Below are 15542 nucleotides of genomic sequence, written 5' to 3' on the forward strand. Positions count from 1 at the left end.
TTTGCAACCGCTTGCGCGAGATTGCATTTGAAGGCGCTGAACCGGACGGCGGGCCGCGCTACGTGCTGGCGCAGAACGCGAGCGCGGGCGCTGATAAGCCGCTGTGGCTGTTCTTCAGCGTGGCGCGCGATGGCGCCCCGCGCCTGGTGTTCTCGGGATCGGGCGTACCGGTGGAGTTTTCAGAAGCCGACGCTACCGCGCTGGTGCCGCTGCTGGAGGCGTTTGCGGGTGAGGTGGCTTTCACGCCGCAGCAGCGGCGCGAGCGCAGAGAGCTGCGTAAGGCCGAGTCAGAGCAGGCGGCGAGCCAGGCTGTCGCTCTTGGTTTGCTCCGCTATGTCGATTTGCATGCGTGTGGTGAGCCCGGCGCAAAAGCCGTCAAGAACAGCGGCAACTTCGGTGCTGAACCGTTCGTCGTCAATCATGTCACTCAGGATGACGCGCGTCTGGTTGATGCGGTCCAGTTGCCCGCCTTTGCTGCTGGTCTGGTCGTAGACGGCAAGTGCGAATCCAAGCGCCTGTCCAATGGTGTCGAGGGTATCGATCTTGTCGCTCATGGTCCTGATTCTGTCAATTGAGGTATCGCGATATTACACACCGCGCATAGCGGGGAGGCTTGGCAAATGGCATATGACGACAAATCACAGCGCCGCGACTTTCGGCACACGGTACGTTTCAAGCAGAAAGACGACGTTCTGCTGGGCGTGCTGGCGGACAGATTGGGCCTGCAAAAGGCAACGCTGATCCAGAACATGGCGCTGCTGGCTGCTGAAAAGGAGCTGCAGAAGCTGGGGATGATGGGCTCGCTTGCCGCAGGCGGTGCGGGGATGGAGTCTCACCACTGACATGCGGACTATGGCCAATGCAAACAACAGAACACGAGGTGGAGATTTCCGCCGAGCTGCAGCACCGTTTGGAGCTGTTGCGCAATGCCCTCGGCATGCCCGATGTGGCGACTGTGATGGAGCGGCTAATTGGTCGCCAATTGGATAACTTGGTTTTCGATATGACCGGCATGAAGCCGGGGCCGCGTTTGGCGGTGGACAACACAAAAAGGGAAAAAACATGCCAGGACTGAACGAACCGATTTCGCGCGATGCATTTCGCGGGCTGGTCCAGCGCAACCATGCGGCCGGTCGTTTGAATGACCGGCCCAAGCAGCCGCAGCGCCGCAAGGTGGTGCAGTCGGGCATGTTCCTGATGCCCGATGAGCTGGCACGCTCGCAGCGCCTTGCCGCTGGCGAGGACCGTTCGGTGTCGAGCTTCATGCGTCGCCTCTACCTTGAGGCACTGACGCAATACGAGGCCAAGCAAAGCGGCGGCGCAGAGCAGCAATAAGCGGATTTTGAGCCGCTCGAAATATCGAAATCTATCAATGACCGACAGGGCCGCCACGATGTTGACCACGAATGCAGAGATGCAGGCGCTGAGCGCCGCACAGCCGCGCCGCGAGCGTGCGAGCCATCAGGGCCGCAAGCTGCGCTATGAAGGCACCCGAATGGCGTGTGCGCACTGCAAGGCTCAGGCCGAGATCCGCACGTCTGAAATGCTGACGCCGACGATGCGCGAGACGACATACCAATGCACGAACGTGGAGTGCGGTCACACCTTCGTGGTGGCCAGCGAGGTGGTGCGCACGCTGTGCCCGAGCGCCACGCCTGACCCTACGGTCAACATTCCTCTGTCCACGCATGTGCGCCGCGACATGGTGCGCGTGGTGCTGGACAACGCAGGCGAGGCCGCCCATGTGGCGCGCTTCACGCTGCCGGTGACGGGTGACCTATTCGCCAGCGGCGCGAGCACGGCGGGCGAGAGCAGTTAGCCCGCAACCCATCGCCGCTGAATAGCAGCGGCACCAATCCATCGATCAATGAATTTGCAAGGCGCGTGTGCGCCGGGCAGGGACTTTTTTTGTCTGAAATTTGGGAGGGAGTGCTGTGAACAACACCTTTGTGATGACGTGGTGCAACGCCAATGGCGTGCAGTGCTCGCAGCCGCTCGCCGTGCGCACATGGGCGGCGGCGTGGGACGCTGCATTCAGCGTGGCAGAGGGCAAGGGCTGGGGCCCATGCTGCCGCTTCGCTGTGGGTCGTGCTGGTGCGAAGGGACGCGCATGAACAAGGCCGAGCGACTGGCGATTGCGGATGACCAGATCGAGCGCATCCGCGCCCGTGAAATCGAGCGCCACAAGCAGCGCATGGAGGGTATTGATCGCATGGCCAAGCGCCTGCGCTCGGGCAGCGCCAAGGGCATCACGGCGCGCGATGAGGCGCTGCTTCGCCTCTGCGAACTGAGCGACGAATACACGGCGCAGTCCACCGAGGGGCGGTTCAATGATTCCGCCTCGCGCGAGTGGAAGAGCATTCCGCTCAATTGGCGCGCGAACATGCTTTTGCGTGCCGGGCTGGGCGTGGGTCTGGACAGTCTGGACGTGCTCGCGTCGCGCAACTGGTACGAGATGCCGCCGCCGGAGCGCAGCGCGATCAGCAAGCAGGTTCGCGATGCCAAGCAGTATTTCAAGGGTCTGATGGCCCTGACAGCGAGGGTGTGAGCATGCGCGCGCCCATCGTCATCCAGTCGGCCGGTGATCCTGCATTCGAGGCGTTTTGCCGTGAGAAGGCAGATAAGTATGCGGCGCGAGCGGCCGCTGCTGCCACGGTGGTGGACACGGCGGCTAGTGACGCTGCGCGCGACGCGGTGAAGAAGGCTCTCAAAAGTCTAAAAAACGAAGAAGCCGAAAAGTCTGGACGAGGTGAAAAGCTCGCGCCTTTGTTGCGCAAATTGCCCAATGGCAGCTTGGCCGAATGGGAGCGCGATAAGCCGCGTCTGTTTGTCGCGCGCGGCCACATGGAGCGCGTGATTGCGTGTGCGCCGAAGACATGGCGGGCGGCGATTCGAGCGCGCTTGGATGGTGGCACTTCATTGCTTGAATCTCAACAGCCGGAATGGGCCGATGCGTGGGATTTGATGCAGACCATTGCGGCCTTTGATGATCGTTTTGGCTCGGCAACGCTCTGGAATCTCGAAGACTATGAAATTCGCGATATGGCGAAGGCGCTGGCCGCACAGGCCGATGAATTGGAGGCGGTGACGCTGGCCAATGGCGGCGACGAGGCGGCGTGTGTGGACAGCATCCGCATGCTGATCCGCGCGGTGGGCATCACGGAAGACATGCCAATCAAGGGGAAGCCAGCCATCAAGCGCGCGCAGGATGCGCAATGGTGGCGGCGCAGGTTGCGCGTGCATGTGGCGCGTGTGGTGGAGGCAGGCGCGGTGGGCTTGGGCCGTGTGCATGTGGGCAATGGCGGCTATGTGAGCGAGGAAGGTCTGCGGCGTCGCCAAGAGCAGATCAAGCGCAATGCCGAAACGCTGAGCCGCACGCTTTTCCGCAATGAGGCGGGGCAGGCGTACAGCCTCGCGGAACTGGCGGCGCTGGGCACGTCGAACCCCATGGTTCGCGGCGGCGAGTTGATGACGCGCATTCGTGGCGCGGAAGAGTATGCGGACTCGCACAAGCATGTGGGCCTGTTCCTCACGCTCACGCTGCCGAGCCGTTTTCACCCGGTGAAGCTGGGCAAGGGTGGGCGGCCCATTCCAAACAAAAAGTTTGCGCAGGACACTACGCCGCGTGATGGGCAGCTGTGGCTGCGCGCCATGTGGGGCAAGCTGCGATCTGATGCGGCGCGCAAGGGCATCAAGATGTACGGCCTACGCGTGGCCGAGCCGCACCACGATGCAACGCCGCATTGGCACGCTCTGGTGTGGGTGGAGTCCGAAGCGCATGCGCTGCTGCTGGAAGAGCGCATTCGCCACTACTGGCTGAGTGACGACGGCGACGAACGCGGCGCGGCGGAAAACCGCGTGAACATCAAACGCATGATCAAAGGCGGTGCCGCTGGCTACGTGGCCAAGTACATCGCCAAGAGCGTGGGCCATATCGCGCTGGCCGAGCACCAGGACGTGGTCAACGGTGACCAGATCGCGATGAATTTCGGTGATCGTGATGAGGCGGATGTGCAGGAGTCCGGCCAAGGTTTCCGGCGCGTGGATGCGTGGGCGGCGACGTGGGGCATTCGCCAGTTTCAGACCATCGGCATGCCGAGCGTGACGGTGTGGCGGGAGCTGCGCCGCGTGTCGAGCGATCAACTTGAGTTGTTCGCACGTGAGGGTGACAAGGCCACGGTGCGCGCGCACAGCGTGTGTCATCGACATGGCGCACTGCGGGCGGACTGGCGCGTGTTCATGGAGGCTATGGGCGGGCACGCGTGCAAGCGCCACCAGTGGCATCTGCGCATTGCGAACCGCACGCCCGAGCGGGGGCAGGCGAACAAGTACGGCGAAGAGGTGCGCGTGGGCCGCATCGTGGGCCTCAAGGCGCAGCGCGGGTGCATGCGCGGCTACATGCTGGTGAGCCGCCGCATTGCGTGGTCGCCCGTGGTGCAGGAACACACACACGCGGCGGATGTTTCTGCATCCACGGATGTGCAAATTACCAATGCAGCAGGACAAGCGCAGGGCACGGGCGAGCCCGCGTCCCGCGAGGCTATGCCTCGCGCTTGGACTGGTTTCAATAACTGTACGGCCCGCCTCACCGGCGAGCTACGCGATCAGCTTTTTGGCCGCCAAGGCCCTGACGCGAGCGAGTGGGTGACACCCCAGGCGGTCGAATTCTTCGCCGCCATGCGCCGAATGGGAGCCGGGCAGTGATGAAAAACCAAGCAACCCAGCACAAGGCGGGCGGCAGCGTGGGCGCATTCGTCCACGAACTGCGCGCCGCTGGCCACAAGGTCACGCCGCTGCTGCAGATGACGCTGGTTCACGCCGCGCGCCGCTGCAACCAATTCAACGATTCCCCCGAAGCCCGCGCAGCGATGAAGCGCGCGGTGCTCGATACGCCGGCCGAACTGCTGGCCGATCTGCATGAAGCGCTGTCGCCCGTCGTGGTGGAGATGGGCGCGGCTGATGAATCAACCACCAACGAAAGGGATTGAGAGATGGACAACCGACGCATCGACATCACGTCTGAGGGTGACGACTTTCTGGCAGGTGCGATAGGGCTGGCGTGGGGCAATTCGCTTTTGAAAGCGACGCACTACAAGGTCGTAAACCTCGCTGAACAGACACGTTACTACGGGGAGCCAACGCATCGCCACTGCACTGAGAACGTGGAGGATTCCACGGGGGTACCGACCATGATTCTGTTGTGGAGCGCCGAGCGTGACGCTGTGCCGCTGCCTACGCCGATGGGACTTGGCGCGATGACAGACGTTGTTGCTGGATGGTTGAAAGACGTTCCGCGCGGTAGAGAGCCAGACCACGATGGAAGCAACGGCCACGGGTGGCGAGTGTTCACCGAAGCGTGGGGATATGTCTTCGGTCACCACTGCGCCATCGTCGGCATACAGCCCGCTTGGGCTATGTATGGCAAATGAGGGCTACGCCATGAACGCAAAACGAACCGAACCCCGCGTGCATTGCTTCCGCCGCGCCATCGCTGGCGACTACGTGCCCGCTGCGGGCACCACAGCGAACCATCTGGCCAGCGTGTTCGCCGCCGAGCGCGAGCGCCTGGCCGCCGAGGCCAAGCCGAAGCGCGGGCGCAAACCGCGCGCGGTGGAAACGCCGCCAGAGCAGGGCCAGCTTCGGCTGGTGATGGCGGGCTGATCAACCAACAAATTCAACTGAGAAAAAACGACATGACACAAGCAATTCACACCATCGCCGCGATGCACAGCTATCGCGCATTCCTGATGCCTGCCAACGTGCCCGCCCAGGACGTTGAGGACTTGGCCGACGCCAAGCAGCTGCCGACCATCCGCGTGCGCGCGGCCAATGCCACGCACGCGACCACCAGCGCCGCGCGTGTGTCGGGCAAGAACGTGCTGCGCGTCGAGCGCGTGGAGGCTGAGCTGTGAGACATCTACGTTGGACCATCTGCATGCTGATATTCATGGCGACAACGGAGTCAATGAAGACGATCCACGGATGGACGGGATTCTGGATTGCAACGGCCGTGATGGCCGTGTACGGAATCTTGAACTACTTCGATGGGTACTTTGCCCGGCAGCGTGAGCTGGAAGAAAAACTCGCTTCGATGGGAATCAAAAAATGAAGATCTACATTGCAGGCCCGATGACTGGCCTTCCCGGTTTCAACTATCCAGCGTTCAACGCCGCTGCCGAGAGCCTTCGCGCCGCTGGTCACCATGTAGAGAACCCCGCCGAGAATCCAGACCCTGCTTGCAAGAGCTGGGCGGGTTACATGCGCATGGCGCTGGCCCAGCTGGTGACGTGCGACGCGATCTATCTGCTCAAGGGGTGGGAGAGCAGCAAGGGCGCGAGGATCGAGTGCGATCTCGCGTGTGACCTTGGAATTGCAATGCAGTTTGAGCCGGGTGCGGAGAGAAGGGAGGAAGCCTGCATTCGGATGTGGGCGGCGCTGTCGTGCATTGCTGATGGAAATGTGATGCGTGGCCGTGATTCATTCACATACGCGGAGGTCGTCATTGCTTATCAGCGCCTCGCATCGCGGGCGTTGGAGAAGTCGGCTGCATGGGTAGGGGTAGATTTGGGAAGGGGGGATGAGTCAATCGCTTTTCCTCAACCACCTGCAGAAGGTCGTGGCCCGCTCTGGTTCAGAAGAAAAGTTTCAAAGATTGGTGGTGTCGAATGAGGGCCGTCGATCTGTTCGCGGGCGCTGGTGGCTTCTCCACCGGCGCGACGATGGCGGGCTGCAGCGTGGTCTGGGCTGCAAACCATTGGCCGCTGGCCGTGCAGTTCCACGAGGCGAACCATCCGGGCGCGCAGCATGTCTGTCAGGACTTGCACCAAGCCAATTGGAGCCGCGTTCCGGCGCATGATCTGCTGCTGGCGTCGCCATGCTGCCAAGGCCACAGCAAGGCGCGCGGCAAGTCTGCGGGCAATCCGCAGCATGATGAAAGCCGGTCAACGGCGTGGGCTGTGGTGAGCGCGCTGGAGTTCCACCGGCCGAGTGCCGCGGTCATTGAGAACGTGCCCGAGTTTCTGGACTGGGCGCTGTACCCGGCATGGAGTGCGGCCATGGAGGCGCTGGGCTATTCGCTGAGCCCGCATGTGATCGATGCGGCCGAGCATGGCGTGCCGCAGCACCGTGTGCGCATGTTCATCGTGGCCACGCGCAGCCGCGCTCCGATTGAGTTGAATCTGCAGCCGCGTGAGCATGTACCGGCCACCAGTTTTGTGGATTTCAGTGCGGGCCGGTGGAGCCTGGTCGACAAGCCGGGCCGCGCCGCCGCCACGTTGGAGCGCGTGCGCAACGGCCGCCGGTGCCATGGTGATCGCTTTCTGTCGGCGTACTACGGGAACGAGCGGGGCGGCCGCAGCATGCACCGGCCCATCGGCACCATCACGACGCGGGACCGCTGGGCGGTGGTGGATGGCGAGCGCATGCGCATGCTGTCGGCGCAGGAGTGCCGTGCGGCGATGGGATTTCCTGCCGAATACGTTCTGCCGACGCAGCACCGCGAGGCGGTGCATCTGCTTGGCAATGCGGTGTGCCCGCCGGTGGCACGCGACGTGATCAATGCTTTGAGGGCTGCAATATGAAAAACAAGAAGTCGAACGCATTGGCGGGCATCCGCTCTGATTACCGGCGCGCGCTGGCCAGCTCGGTGGGGCGGGCGGTGGCGCTGCGTGAGGTGCGCGAGGAAATGGCGTCCATCGGCCTGCGCTGTCTGCTGGTGGATGATGGAAGCGAGCAGCGCGACCTGCTGGCGGCGCTGGCGTTCGCGCTGGGCATCGGCGCTGAAGTGGCCGCCACGGCGGTGGTGGAGGGGCGCAATCGCGAGGGCTTGCATCAGGCCCTGGCCGAGGTGGTGCGAATGGCCTGCAGCGGCTGCGCGTGGGATGCCGAATGGGCCGCGCAGCTGCAGGCGGCGCTCGATATCTCTGGCGATCTGATGATGGCGAACCAGCGCCGCGCGGTGGAGGTGTTGGATAGCGCGCGGGCGCTGGCGGCTGATGTGCAATCGGGCCGGATTCAGCCGGATGCGATCCGGCAATTCGAGATGCCGGCCGATCTGCTCAGCGAGGAGGCGCCATGCTGATTTTCACGCTGGATGAATTGCTGTCGGAGCTGGGCATCGTTGAAAACACGCTGCGCGCCCGGATCGAGAAAGACGGTTTCCCGCACCCGCGCAAGATGGGCGCCACCGGCCACAAGATTTTTTGGAACGTCAGCGAGGTGGCGGAATGGCTGATGCGGTGCCCGAAGGCTTGGGGCGGGGATGCGGAGGATATCGCGTCTGAGTAGGCGCTATGATTGGTTACAAATCGCTTGGCGTTCGGCACTTATAAGGAGGTATTAGGTGATAAATGTTTCTCAAATGGTGGGGTCGATAGCTTCCGACTACGTCGTTAAATACATGTCAAAACTGATCGTTGAAAAATTTTCAGACGCTCAAGAAGATATCAACAATGCAAAAGATAAAGGGTTGCCAGAGCTTGAGGAAGAGGCAAAGAAACAAAAAATAGAAATGGAGTTTCGGGCGCATCAGGCGCGTGTTGCTCAAGAACTTGCGATAGCGGAACGAATTGCGACATCTGATTTGGTGGAGATAACTGAGTATTACGAAGGGTCAGGGAAGGGGAATATTGGAGCCAAGGGGGATGAGGCCGGTATTTCAATTGGAGCCTCCGGGGAGGGGCGTAAAGTGACACGTCGAGTTATTAAATTCTATGGATCGAGAGAGGTCGCTCTCAGCAACAAAAACGAAGCGCCCGATCTTTCTGATAACGAGGTATCGCAACAGCTCCTTTAAGGAGCAGATTCAAAACCCAGCTTAGGCTGGGTTTGTTGTTTCTGACGTGGCGTAGTCGGCCCAATCCTTCATGATCGCCACGCGCTTTTTGATCATGTCGCCGCGTCGGTAGGCCGCCTCGGTCTTGTTGTCGATGACGTGGGCAATGCAAAGCTCGATGGCGTCTCGCGGGTGGTGTGTTGTCTCGCCTGCCCAGTCACGGAACGTCGAGCGGAAGCCGTGCGGCACGCCGTTAATTTTGTGATCACGCATCAGCTTGCTGAGCGTGCTATCTGAAAGAAACGTGCCGCGCGGCGACGGAAACACCAGGTCTTCGCGGTCCTTGCGGCGCGGCTGGTTGCGTAGGAATTCCACGGCCTGCGGCGGGAGCACCACGCGGTGCTCGCGGCCAGACTTCATACGCTCGCCGGGGATGGTCCAGACGGCGCGGAACAAATCGACTTCTTGCCATTTCATGCCGCGCACTTCGCCGGATCGTCCGGCGGTGAAGATGACGAACCGCAGCGCGCGGGCGGCTTGGCCTTTGATTGCACAAAGCTGTTTGTAGACCTGCGGCAGGTCCTCATATGGCACGGCTTCGTGGTGCTCAATGGGTGCAACCTTGTCGGGGTTGGGAAGCAGGTATTCGAGCTGTCCGCGCCATCGCGCAGGATTCACGCCGGAGCGGTGGCCATGCACCGTCGCCCAATCCAGAATCTGCTCGATGCGGCCGCGCATGCGCGATGCCGTTTCGGTCTTGGTCGACCAGATGGGCGATATGACTTGCAGCACATACGCCTGATCGATTTGAGACAGCAGGAGCTTGCCGATTTTGGGATATGCGTACGTGGCCAGCGTGTTCTTCCACTGGTCGATGTGCTTGAGGTTTTTCCAGCCGGGTTCGTGTTCCTTGATGAACGCTTCGCCTGCCTGCTTGAACGTGAGCTGTTTGGCGTCGTGCATGCGTGCGGCTTCGCGTTCGTCTTCGCGCGCTCGCTTTGGGTCGATGCCTGTCTGTACAAGGGCGGCTGCAGCGCGCGCGGAATCTCTGGCTACGGCCAGGCTGATGGTGGGGTAGATGCCAAGGCCCATGCGTTTGCGCTTGCCGAGGTGCGTGTAGCGGAGCATCCAGCAGCGTGACGCGCCGATGATCTGCAGATAGAGGCCGGAGACACCGCCCACGCTGTGGTCACCATCCTCGCGCAGGCGTGCCACCTCGATGGCCGTCATTTCCAAGATGCGTTTGGGCATAGGTCAGCTTTTACCGGCCAACGTACCGGCCAAAAAAACTTGAATTCCGATTGAGAACCGGCTGACGTCTGCTTGATGAGGTACTGTATATAACACCATATATCACAGCGTAACACGTTGATTTGTATGGGTCAAGCACCGTCGAATGGACGTAAAAAAAGCGCCTAAAAAAGCGCTTGTTTTTTCGTCTTGGCGGAGGCTGTGAGATTCGAACTCACGGAAGGGTCACCCCTTCGGCAGTTTTCAAGACTGCTGGTTTAAACCGCTCACCCAAACCTCCGGAACCTCGTATTCTACACAATCGGCAGTGGCTCTCGAGCGACGATTGTGGTGGTCGCGTCTGGAAGTCAAGGCGATCAGCGGCCGAGTTCCTTGGCGGTCTGGCCGGCGATGCCCCAATTTTCTTTGGGGACGTCGTGGATCCATACGCGCACGTTGGCGGGTGGGGCGCCTACGGCGTCTACCAAGGCCTGGGTGACTTTTTCGATCACGGCTTTTTTCTGTTCTTCGGTGCGGCCTTCGATCATGTAGATCTGTGCGAATGGCATGGGGGTTCCTTGTCTTGTGAGGGGCGGAGCGATGGATGTAGCTTTGGTTGTGGTTATTCGGCCTTGATGCCGGTGCTGCGGATCAGTTCGCCGAATCGCTGGTTCTCCGTTCGCATGAAGGCGGCGAACTGGGCGGGGGTGGTGGCGCGCAGGTTGGCTGCGATGTGGTCGAAGGTGGTCTGGACCTCGGGGCCTTTCGCGCCGGTGGCCCATGCGTCGGCAAGTCGCTGGATGATGGGCTTGGGCGTGGCTGCGGGGGCTACGAGGCCGAACCAGGTTTCGACGGCGAAGCCGGAGTAGCCGGACTCCGCAACGGTGGGCACCTGCGGCAGTGCCTTGGCGCGTTGTGGTGAGGTGATCGCGATGGCGCGCAGCTTGCCGGCCTGAATGTGCTGCAGCGTGGTGGCGAGCGAGCTTTCCATGCTCATCATGATGGTGCCCGAGAGCAGGTCGGGCACGATCTGGCTTGATCCCTTGTAAGGCACATGTGTGAGCTGAATTCCTGCGACCGACTGCAGCAGCTCGGCCGCGAGGTGATTGCTGGTGCCTATGCCCGAGGTGGCGTAGTTGAGCTGACCTGGGTGGGCCTTGGCGTATGCGATCAGACCCTTGAGATCGGTAAATGGCGCATCGAGATGCACCACGAGTGCGCAGGGCGTGGTGCCGACGAGTGATATGGGCGTGAAGTCTTTCTCGACGTTGAATGACAGATTTGTGTAGAGATGCGGCGCGATGGCCAGGCTGCTGATCGCGGCGAGGCCGATGGTGTAGCCGTCCGGCGCGGCCTTGGCGACCGCGTCGGTGCCGATGTTGCCGCCTGCGCCGGCCTTGTTCTCGACGATGCAGGACTGGCCCAGTTGCTCGCCCATGGCCTTGGCGGCGGTGCGGCCCATCACATCGGTGGGGCCACCAGGCGGGAAGGGCACGATCATGCGCACGGGGCGTGCGGGATAGTGGGCTGTTGTCTGTGCGCGAGCGATGTCGCCGGTGGCGGCGATGGCGGCAGCGGCCATGAAGTGGCGGCGTTGCATGGCTTGTCTCCTTGCGGTGTTGCGGATGGCCGCGTTCAGGCAAAACGCAGCGTGATGCTGCCCATGCCCTGCACGCGCAGACAGACGTTGTCGCCGGGCGCGACGGCCACGGCTTCGGTGATGCCGCCGGAGAGGATCAGTGCGCCAGCGGGGATTTCTTCGCCACGCTTGCCGAGGTGGTTGGCGAGCATGGCGATGGCCGATGCGGGGTGGCCGAGCACGGCGGCTCCCGCGCCGAGCGCCGCAGGTTGGCCATTTTTTTCGAGCACGATGCCGACGGTGCGCAGGTCCACCGATTCGGGGCGCTGGGCCTGTCCGCCGACGACGAAGCGCGAGGCGGAGGTGTTGTCGGCGACGACGCTCTTGAGGTCGAACTTGAAGTCGCGGTAGCGGCTGTCGATGACTTCGATGCCGGGCAGCACGAAGTCGGTGGCGGCCAGCACGTCTGCGATGTTGCAGCCCGGGCCTTTGAGCGCGCGCTTCATCACGAACGCGATCTCGGGTTCCACCTTGGGGTGGATGAGCTCGCTGACCTGAACGGCGCTGCCCTCGGGCACGCTGAAGTAGTCGGCGAGGAAGCCGAACACCGGCGACTCCACGCCCATCTGCTTCATCTTGGCGTGCGATGTGAGGCCGGCCTTGTAGCCGATGATGCGCGCGCCGCGCGCGAGCTTGCGTGCGCGTATCGTGTCCTGGATCGCGTAGGCGTCGTCCCAGTCCATGTCGGGGTAGTCATCCGTGATCTTGGGGGTGTCACGCGCTTGCAGCTCGCAGTTGTCCAGATGCTCGGCGAGTTGTTCGATGGTGTGCTTTTCCAGTGCCATGGTGAGTTCTCCTCTGTGCGGCGATTAGATGAAACGGACCGAGCAGCCACCGATGCCGCCGATGGTCACGCGCAGGTTGTCGCCCGCCTTCACGGGCACCATGGCGGCCAGTGAACCGGACAGGATGACCTCTCCGGCCTCAAGCGCGATGCCGTGCGCGCCGAGCGTGTTGGCAAGCCATGCGACGGCATTGGCGGGATGGCCGAGCGCCGCAGCGCCTGCGCCGGTGGCGACGATCTCGCCGTTCTTCTCGAGCACCATGCCGCAGGTGCCCAGGTCCACGTCGCGCGGATCGACAAGGCGGTCGCCGAGCACGAAGACGCCGCAGCTCGCGTTGTCGGCCACGGTGTCCTGGATCTTGATCTTCCAGTCGCGGATGCGCGAGTCGACGATTTCGAAGCAGGCCATCACGCCCTCGGTTGCGGCGATCACGTCGGCGGCGGTCACGCCCGGGCCCTTGAGAGTCTTCATGAGCACGAACGCGATCTCGCCCTCGGCCTTGGGCTGGATGAGGGTGTGGGCGGGAATGGGCGCACCTTCGTTGTAGACCATGCCGTCGGTCAGCCAGCCGAAGTCGGGCTGGAACACACCGAGCATGTCCATCACGGCTTTCGATGTGACACCGATTTTTTTGCCGATCACGCGCTCGCCCGCAGCCAGGCGGCGCGCGAGCATGTGCTGCTGGATGGCGTAGGCGTCATCGATTCCCATGTCGGGATGGCGCGTGGACAGCGGCTCGATCATGTGGCCGCCGGTGAGTGCGTCATAGAGCTCGTCGCCCAGTTGTTGAAGTGGAATGTGTGTGCTCATGGGTCAGCCTTTGCGGGGTTCCGGCTCGGCGAGGAAATCGCCCACCAGTCTGGCGAAGCGGGTGGAATGCTCGATCTGCGTCCAGTGCCCGCAGTGGCCGTAGACATGCAGTTGCGAGCGTGCGATCCAGTCGGCGAGCGTGATGGAGTTGGACAACGGAATGACCTGGTCCTCGCGGCCGTGCACGATCAGCGTTTCGTGCGGGATGCGGCGGATGTCGGCCTCGCTGCTTGCGAGCGCATCGACCCAGCGCTGGCGCGGCGCGGGGAACATTGCGGAAAACGACTCCTGAAATCCTGGGCGGATGCTGGCCTCGTAGCGCAACTGGGCAAGCTCGTCGTTCACCAGTCGACGATCGTGCGCGAAGATGTCGAGCAACTTGCGCATGGCCTCGAATGAGGGCTTGTAACCCCACACCGCATCGAGGCCCGGCGTGATCGGAAACGGCATGCCGACGCTGCCCATGAGCACGAGTCGGCGAACGCGCTCGGGATGGCGGATGGCGAGCGCGAGGGCCAACCCGCCACCGAACGAGTTGCCCACCAGATCGGCGCGTTCGATCTCGAGCGCGTCGAGCAGGCCCACGGCCTGACGCACCCATGCGTTCATGCCGTAGGTGAAGTTCACGGTGCGCTCGCTGTAGCCAAAGCCCGCCATGTCGGGCGCGATCACGCGGGCGCGCTCGGCGAGCGCGGGCATCACGAGGCGCCAGTTGGCCCATGCGGAGACACCGGGGCCCGAGCCGTGGATCAGCAGCACTGGGTCGCCGCTTCCCACGTCGTGGTAGTTGGTGCGGATGCCCGCAGCGCTGATGCTCTGCGCGATCTCCGGGTTGCGCTCCATCACCTGTTCAGAGCTTGATGCAGACATTCTTCAGCTCCGTGTAGAACTCCAGCGAATGCACGCCGCCCTCGCGGCCGATGCCCGATTGCTTGCTGCCGCCGAACGGCGTGCGCAGGTCGCGCAGGAACCAGCTGTTGACCCAGGAGATGCCGACCTTCATGCGCTGCGCGACGCGGTGCGCGCGGGAGACGTCGCGCGTCCAGATCGCGCAGGCGAGGCCGTAGACGTTGTCGTTGGCCTTGGCGACGACTTCCTCTTCACTGTCGAACGGCATGATGTGGCAGCAGGGGCCGAAGATCTCTTCCTTCATCACGCGCGCGTCGTCGGAAAGACCGGTCCAGATCGTTGGCTGGATCCACGAGCCACCCGCGTACTGCGCGCCCATGTCGGGCACGCCGCCGCCGGTCACCACCTTCGCGCCTTCCTCGACGGCGAGGCGGTAGTACGACAGCACCTTGTCCTGATGCTCCTTGCTGATCAGCGGGCCGAGTTGGGTGCCGGCGTCTTCGGGCACGCCGATCTTCCAGCCCTCGATCTGCTTCTTCAGCTCGGCCACGAAGCGCTCGAAGATCGGACGCTCGACATACACGCGCTCGGTGCCAAGGCAGACCTGGCCGCTGTTGACGAAGGCCGAGCGCAGCGTGCCTTCGATGGCCGCGTCGAAGTCACAGTCGGCAAACACCATGGCCGCGTTCTTGCCGCCCATCTCCATGCTCACCGGGCGTGCGCCCTTGGCGGCGGCCTTCATGATGGCTTCGCCGGTGCGTGTCTCGCCGGTGAACGTGATGGCGTCGACATCGGGGTGCGTGGTGACGAACTCGCCCGCAGAATCGGGGCCGAAGCCATGCACCACGTTGTAGACGCCGGGAGGAATGCCGACCTCGTTCATCACTTCGCCGAGCAGCGCGGCGGTCTGCGGCGTTTCTTCGGAAGGCTTGATCACCACGGTGTCGCCACAGGCGAGCGCCGGGCCGACCTTCCACGTCATCAGCAGCAGCGGCAGATTCCATGGACAGATCACGCCCACCACGCCCACGGGCGCGCGGTAGCCGTAGTTGATGGCACCTTTGCCGTCAGGGGTGGACATCTCGAAGAACTCGGTGGGCACGTTCTTCACCACGTCGGCGAAGATCTTGAAGTTGGCCGCACCGCGCGGAATGTCGATGTGGCTCGCGAGGCTGCGTGGCTTGCCGGTGTCGGCGCATTCGGCGGCGAGGAACTCCTCGAAGCGGCGGTTGATGCCGTCGGCCAGCGCATAGAGCTTGTCCACGCGCTCCGCCACGGTCATGCGCCCCCAGGGGCCATCGAGCGCAGCGCGTGCGGCGGCCACGGCGGCGTTGACCTGTTCGCGGTTGGCCTCGTGTACCTTGGCGATGACTTCGCCGGTCAGCGGGGAGCACTTGTCGAACGTGCGGCTGGAAGCGACGTACTCGCCGTTGATGAAGTTTCTGATTTCTTTCAT

25 protein-coding genes and 1 tRNA gene are annotated in these 15542 nt (G+C 62.8%); 18 read left to right on the forward strand and 8 right to left on the reverse strand.

The genetic code is table 11. The annotated features are described in order from the left end of the window. The 18 genes from ISG32_RS22225 to ISG32_RS22310 form a co-directional block, all read left to right on the forward strand. Positions 1-575: hypothetical protein (locus tag ISG32_RS22225; RefSeq protein WP_194773227.1), on the forward strand; the 575-nt coding region annotated here is incomplete at its 5' end. 45 nt (positions 576-620) lie between these two features. After that, positions 621-842, forward strand: a complete 222-nt coding sequence (locus tag ISG32_RS22230; RefSeq protein WP_194773228.1) for a hypothetical protein — start codon at positions 621-623, stop codon at positions 840-842. Between the two features lie 17 nt (positions 843-859). Further along, positions 860-1075, forward strand: a complete 216-nt coding sequence (locus ISG32_RS22235) for a hypothetical protein (protein WP_194773229.1) — start codon at positions 860-862, stop codon at positions 1073-1075. After that, positions 1063-1335, forward strand: a complete 273-nt coding sequence (locus ISG32_RS22240) for a hypothetical protein (RefSeq protein WP_194773230.1) — start codon at positions 1063-1065, stop codon at positions 1333-1335. The genes ISG32_RS22235 and ISG32_RS22240 overlap by 13 nt, the downstream gene beginning before the upstream one ends. A gap of 37 nt (positions 1336-1372) precedes the next feature. Next, the gene (locus ISG32_RS22245) at positions 1373-1819 is read left to right on the forward strand and encodes an ogr/Delta-like zinc finger family protein (RefSeq protein ID WP_228530024.1); all 447 of its coding nucleotides are present in this window, start codon (positions 1373-1375) and stop codon (positions 1817-1819) included. Between the two features lie 115 nt (positions 1820-1934). After that, positions 1935-2114, forward strand: a complete 180-nt coding sequence (locus ISG32_RS22250) for a hypothetical protein (RefSeq protein WP_194773231.1) — start codon at positions 1935-1937, stop codon at positions 2112-2114. Continuing rightward, complete coding sequence (locus ISG32_RS22255) at positions 2111-2548, forward strand: hypothetical protein (protein ID WP_194773232.1); 438 nt, start codon at positions 2111-2113, stop codon at positions 2546-2548. Before ISG32_RS22250 ends, ISG32_RS22255 begins: the two co-directional genes overlap by 4 nt. A 371-nt stretch (positions 2549-2919) precedes the next feature. Beyond that, positions 2920-4704 carry a replication endonuclease gene (locus ISG32_RS22260; RefSeq protein WP_228530025.1) on the forward strand — a complete coding sequence of 595 codons (1785 nt, stop codon included), beginning with the start codon at positions 2920-2922 and terminating at the stop codon, positions 4702-4704. Further along, positions 4704-4988, forward strand: a complete 285-nt coding sequence (locus ISG32_RS22265) for a hypothetical protein (protein ID WP_194773233.1) — start codon at positions 4704-4706, stop codon at positions 4986-4988. Before ISG32_RS22260 ends, ISG32_RS22265 begins: the two co-directional genes overlap by 1 nt. 3 nt (positions 4989-4991) lie before the next feature. After that, positions 4992-5429, forward strand: a complete 438-nt coding sequence (locus tag ISG32_RS22270; RefSeq protein WP_194773234.1) for a hypothetical protein — start codon at positions 4992-4994, stop codon at positions 5427-5429. A 10-nt stretch (positions 5430-5439) separates the two neighbouring features. Then, a complete protein-coding gene (locus tag ISG32_RS22275) occupies positions 5440-5661 on the forward strand; it encodes a hypothetical protein (protein ID WP_194773235.1) in 222 nt (73 codons plus the stop codon). 32 nt (positions 5662-5693) lie between these two features. Further along, entirely contained in the window at positions 5694-5912 is a 219-nt protein-coding gene (locus tag ISG32_RS22280; protein WP_194773236.1) for a hypothetical protein, read from the forward strand. Between the two features lie 23 nt (positions 5913-5935). Then, positions 5936-6109, forward strand: a complete 174-nt coding sequence (locus tag ISG32_RS22285; protein WP_323745984.1) for a hypothetical protein — start codon at positions 5936-5938, stop codon at positions 6107-6109. After that, complete coding sequence (locus ISG32_RS22290) at positions 6106-6669, forward strand: DUF4406 domain-containing protein (RefSeq protein WP_194773238.1); 564 nt, start codon at positions 6106-6108, stop codon at positions 6667-6669. Before ISG32_RS22285 ends, ISG32_RS22290 begins: the two co-directional genes overlap by 4 nt. After that, on the forward strand, positions 6666-7580 hold the full coding sequence (locus ISG32_RS22295) for a DNA cytosine methyltransferase (protein WP_194773239.1): 915 nt from the start codon (positions 6666-6668) through the stop codon (positions 7578-7580). Before ISG32_RS22290 ends, ISG32_RS22295 begins: the two co-directional genes overlap by 4 nt. Continuing rightward, the gene (locus ISG32_RS22300) at positions 7577-8080 is read left to right on the forward strand and encodes a hypothetical protein (RefSeq protein ID WP_194773240.1); all 504 of its coding nucleotides are present in this window, start codon (positions 7577-7579) and stop codon (positions 8078-8080) included. Before ISG32_RS22295 ends, ISG32_RS22300 begins: the two co-directional genes overlap by 4 nt. Further along, positions 8074-8286 carry a helix-turn-helix transcriptional regulator gene (locus tag ISG32_RS22305; protein WP_194773241.1) on the forward strand — a complete coding sequence of 71 codons (213 nt, stop codon included), beginning with the start codon at positions 8074-8076 and terminating at the stop codon, positions 8284-8286. The genes ISG32_RS22300 and ISG32_RS22305 overlap by 7 nt, the downstream gene beginning before the upstream one ends. Positions 8287-8398: 112 nt before the next feature. Then, positions 8399-8794 carry a hypothetical protein gene (locus ISG32_RS22310; RefSeq protein ID WP_194773242.1) on the forward strand — a complete coding sequence of 132 codons (396 nt, stop codon included), beginning with the start codon at positions 8399-8401 and terminating at the stop codon, positions 8792-8794. Positions 8795-8815: 21 nt separating this feature from the next. On the opposite strand, the gene ISG32_RS22315 is transcribed toward ISG32_RS22310, so the two are convergent. The 8 genes from ISG32_RS22315 to ISG32_RS22350 form a co-directional block, all read right to left on the reverse strand. After that, the gene (locus tag ISG32_RS22315; RefSeq protein ID WP_194773243.1) at positions 8816-10024 is read right to left on the reverse strand and encodes a tyrosine-type recombinase/integrase; all 1209 of its coding nucleotides are present in this window, start codon (positions 10022-10024) and stop codon (positions 8816-8818) included. Between the two features lie 190 nt (positions 10025-10214). Continuing rightward, positions 10215-10304 (reverse strand) — tRNA-Ser (locus ISG32_RS22320). A gap of 76 nt (positions 10305-10380) precedes the next feature. Continuing rightward, positions 10381-10572 (reverse strand): 2-hydroxymuconate tautomerase, encoded by a 192-nt coding sequence (locus ISG32_RS22325; protein WP_194773244.1) that lies wholly within the window; start codon positions 10570-10572, stop codon positions 10381-10383. A 53-nt stretch (positions 10573-10625) separates the two neighbouring features. Next, positions 10626-11603, reverse strand: a complete 978-nt coding sequence (locus ISG32_RS22330) for a Bug family tripartite tricarboxylate transporter substrate binding protein (protein WP_194773245.1) — start codon at positions 11601-11603, stop codon at positions 10626-10628. Between the two features lie 35 nt (positions 11604-11638). Then, positions 11639-12427 carry a 2-oxo-3-hexenedioate decarboxylase gene (gene dmpH / locus ISG32_RS22335; RefSeq protein ID WP_194773246.1) on the reverse strand — a complete coding sequence of 263 codons (789 nt, stop codon included), beginning with the start codon at positions 12425-12427 and terminating at the stop codon, positions 11639-11641. Positions 12428-12451: 24 nt separating this feature from the next. Next, positions 12452-13237, reverse strand: coding sequence for a 2-oxopent-4-enoate hydratase (dmpE, locus tag ISG32_RS22340; RefSeq protein WP_194773247.1), 786 nt, complete (start codon positions 13235-13237; stop codon positions 12452-12454). A gap of 3 nt (positions 13238-13240) precedes the next feature. Next, on the reverse strand, positions 13241-14107 hold the full coding sequence (locus ISG32_RS22345) for an alpha/beta fold hydrolase (protein ID WP_228530026.1): 867 nt from the start codon (positions 14105-14107) through the stop codon (positions 13241-13243). Continuing rightward, the gene (locus ISG32_RS22350; protein ID WP_194773248.1) at positions 14088-15542 is read right to left on the reverse strand and encodes a 2-hydroxymuconic semialdehyde dehydrogenase; all 1455 of its coding nucleotides are present in this window, start codon (positions 15540-15542) and stop codon (positions 14088-14090) included. Before ISG32_RS22350 ends, ISG32_RS22345 begins: the two co-directional genes overlap by 20 nt.

Source organism: Diaphorobacter caeni, assembly GCF_015354245.1.
Lineage (GTDB): Bacteria > Pseudomonadota > Gammaproteobacteria > Burkholderiales > Burkholderiaceae_C > Diaphorobacter_A > Diaphorobacter_A caeni.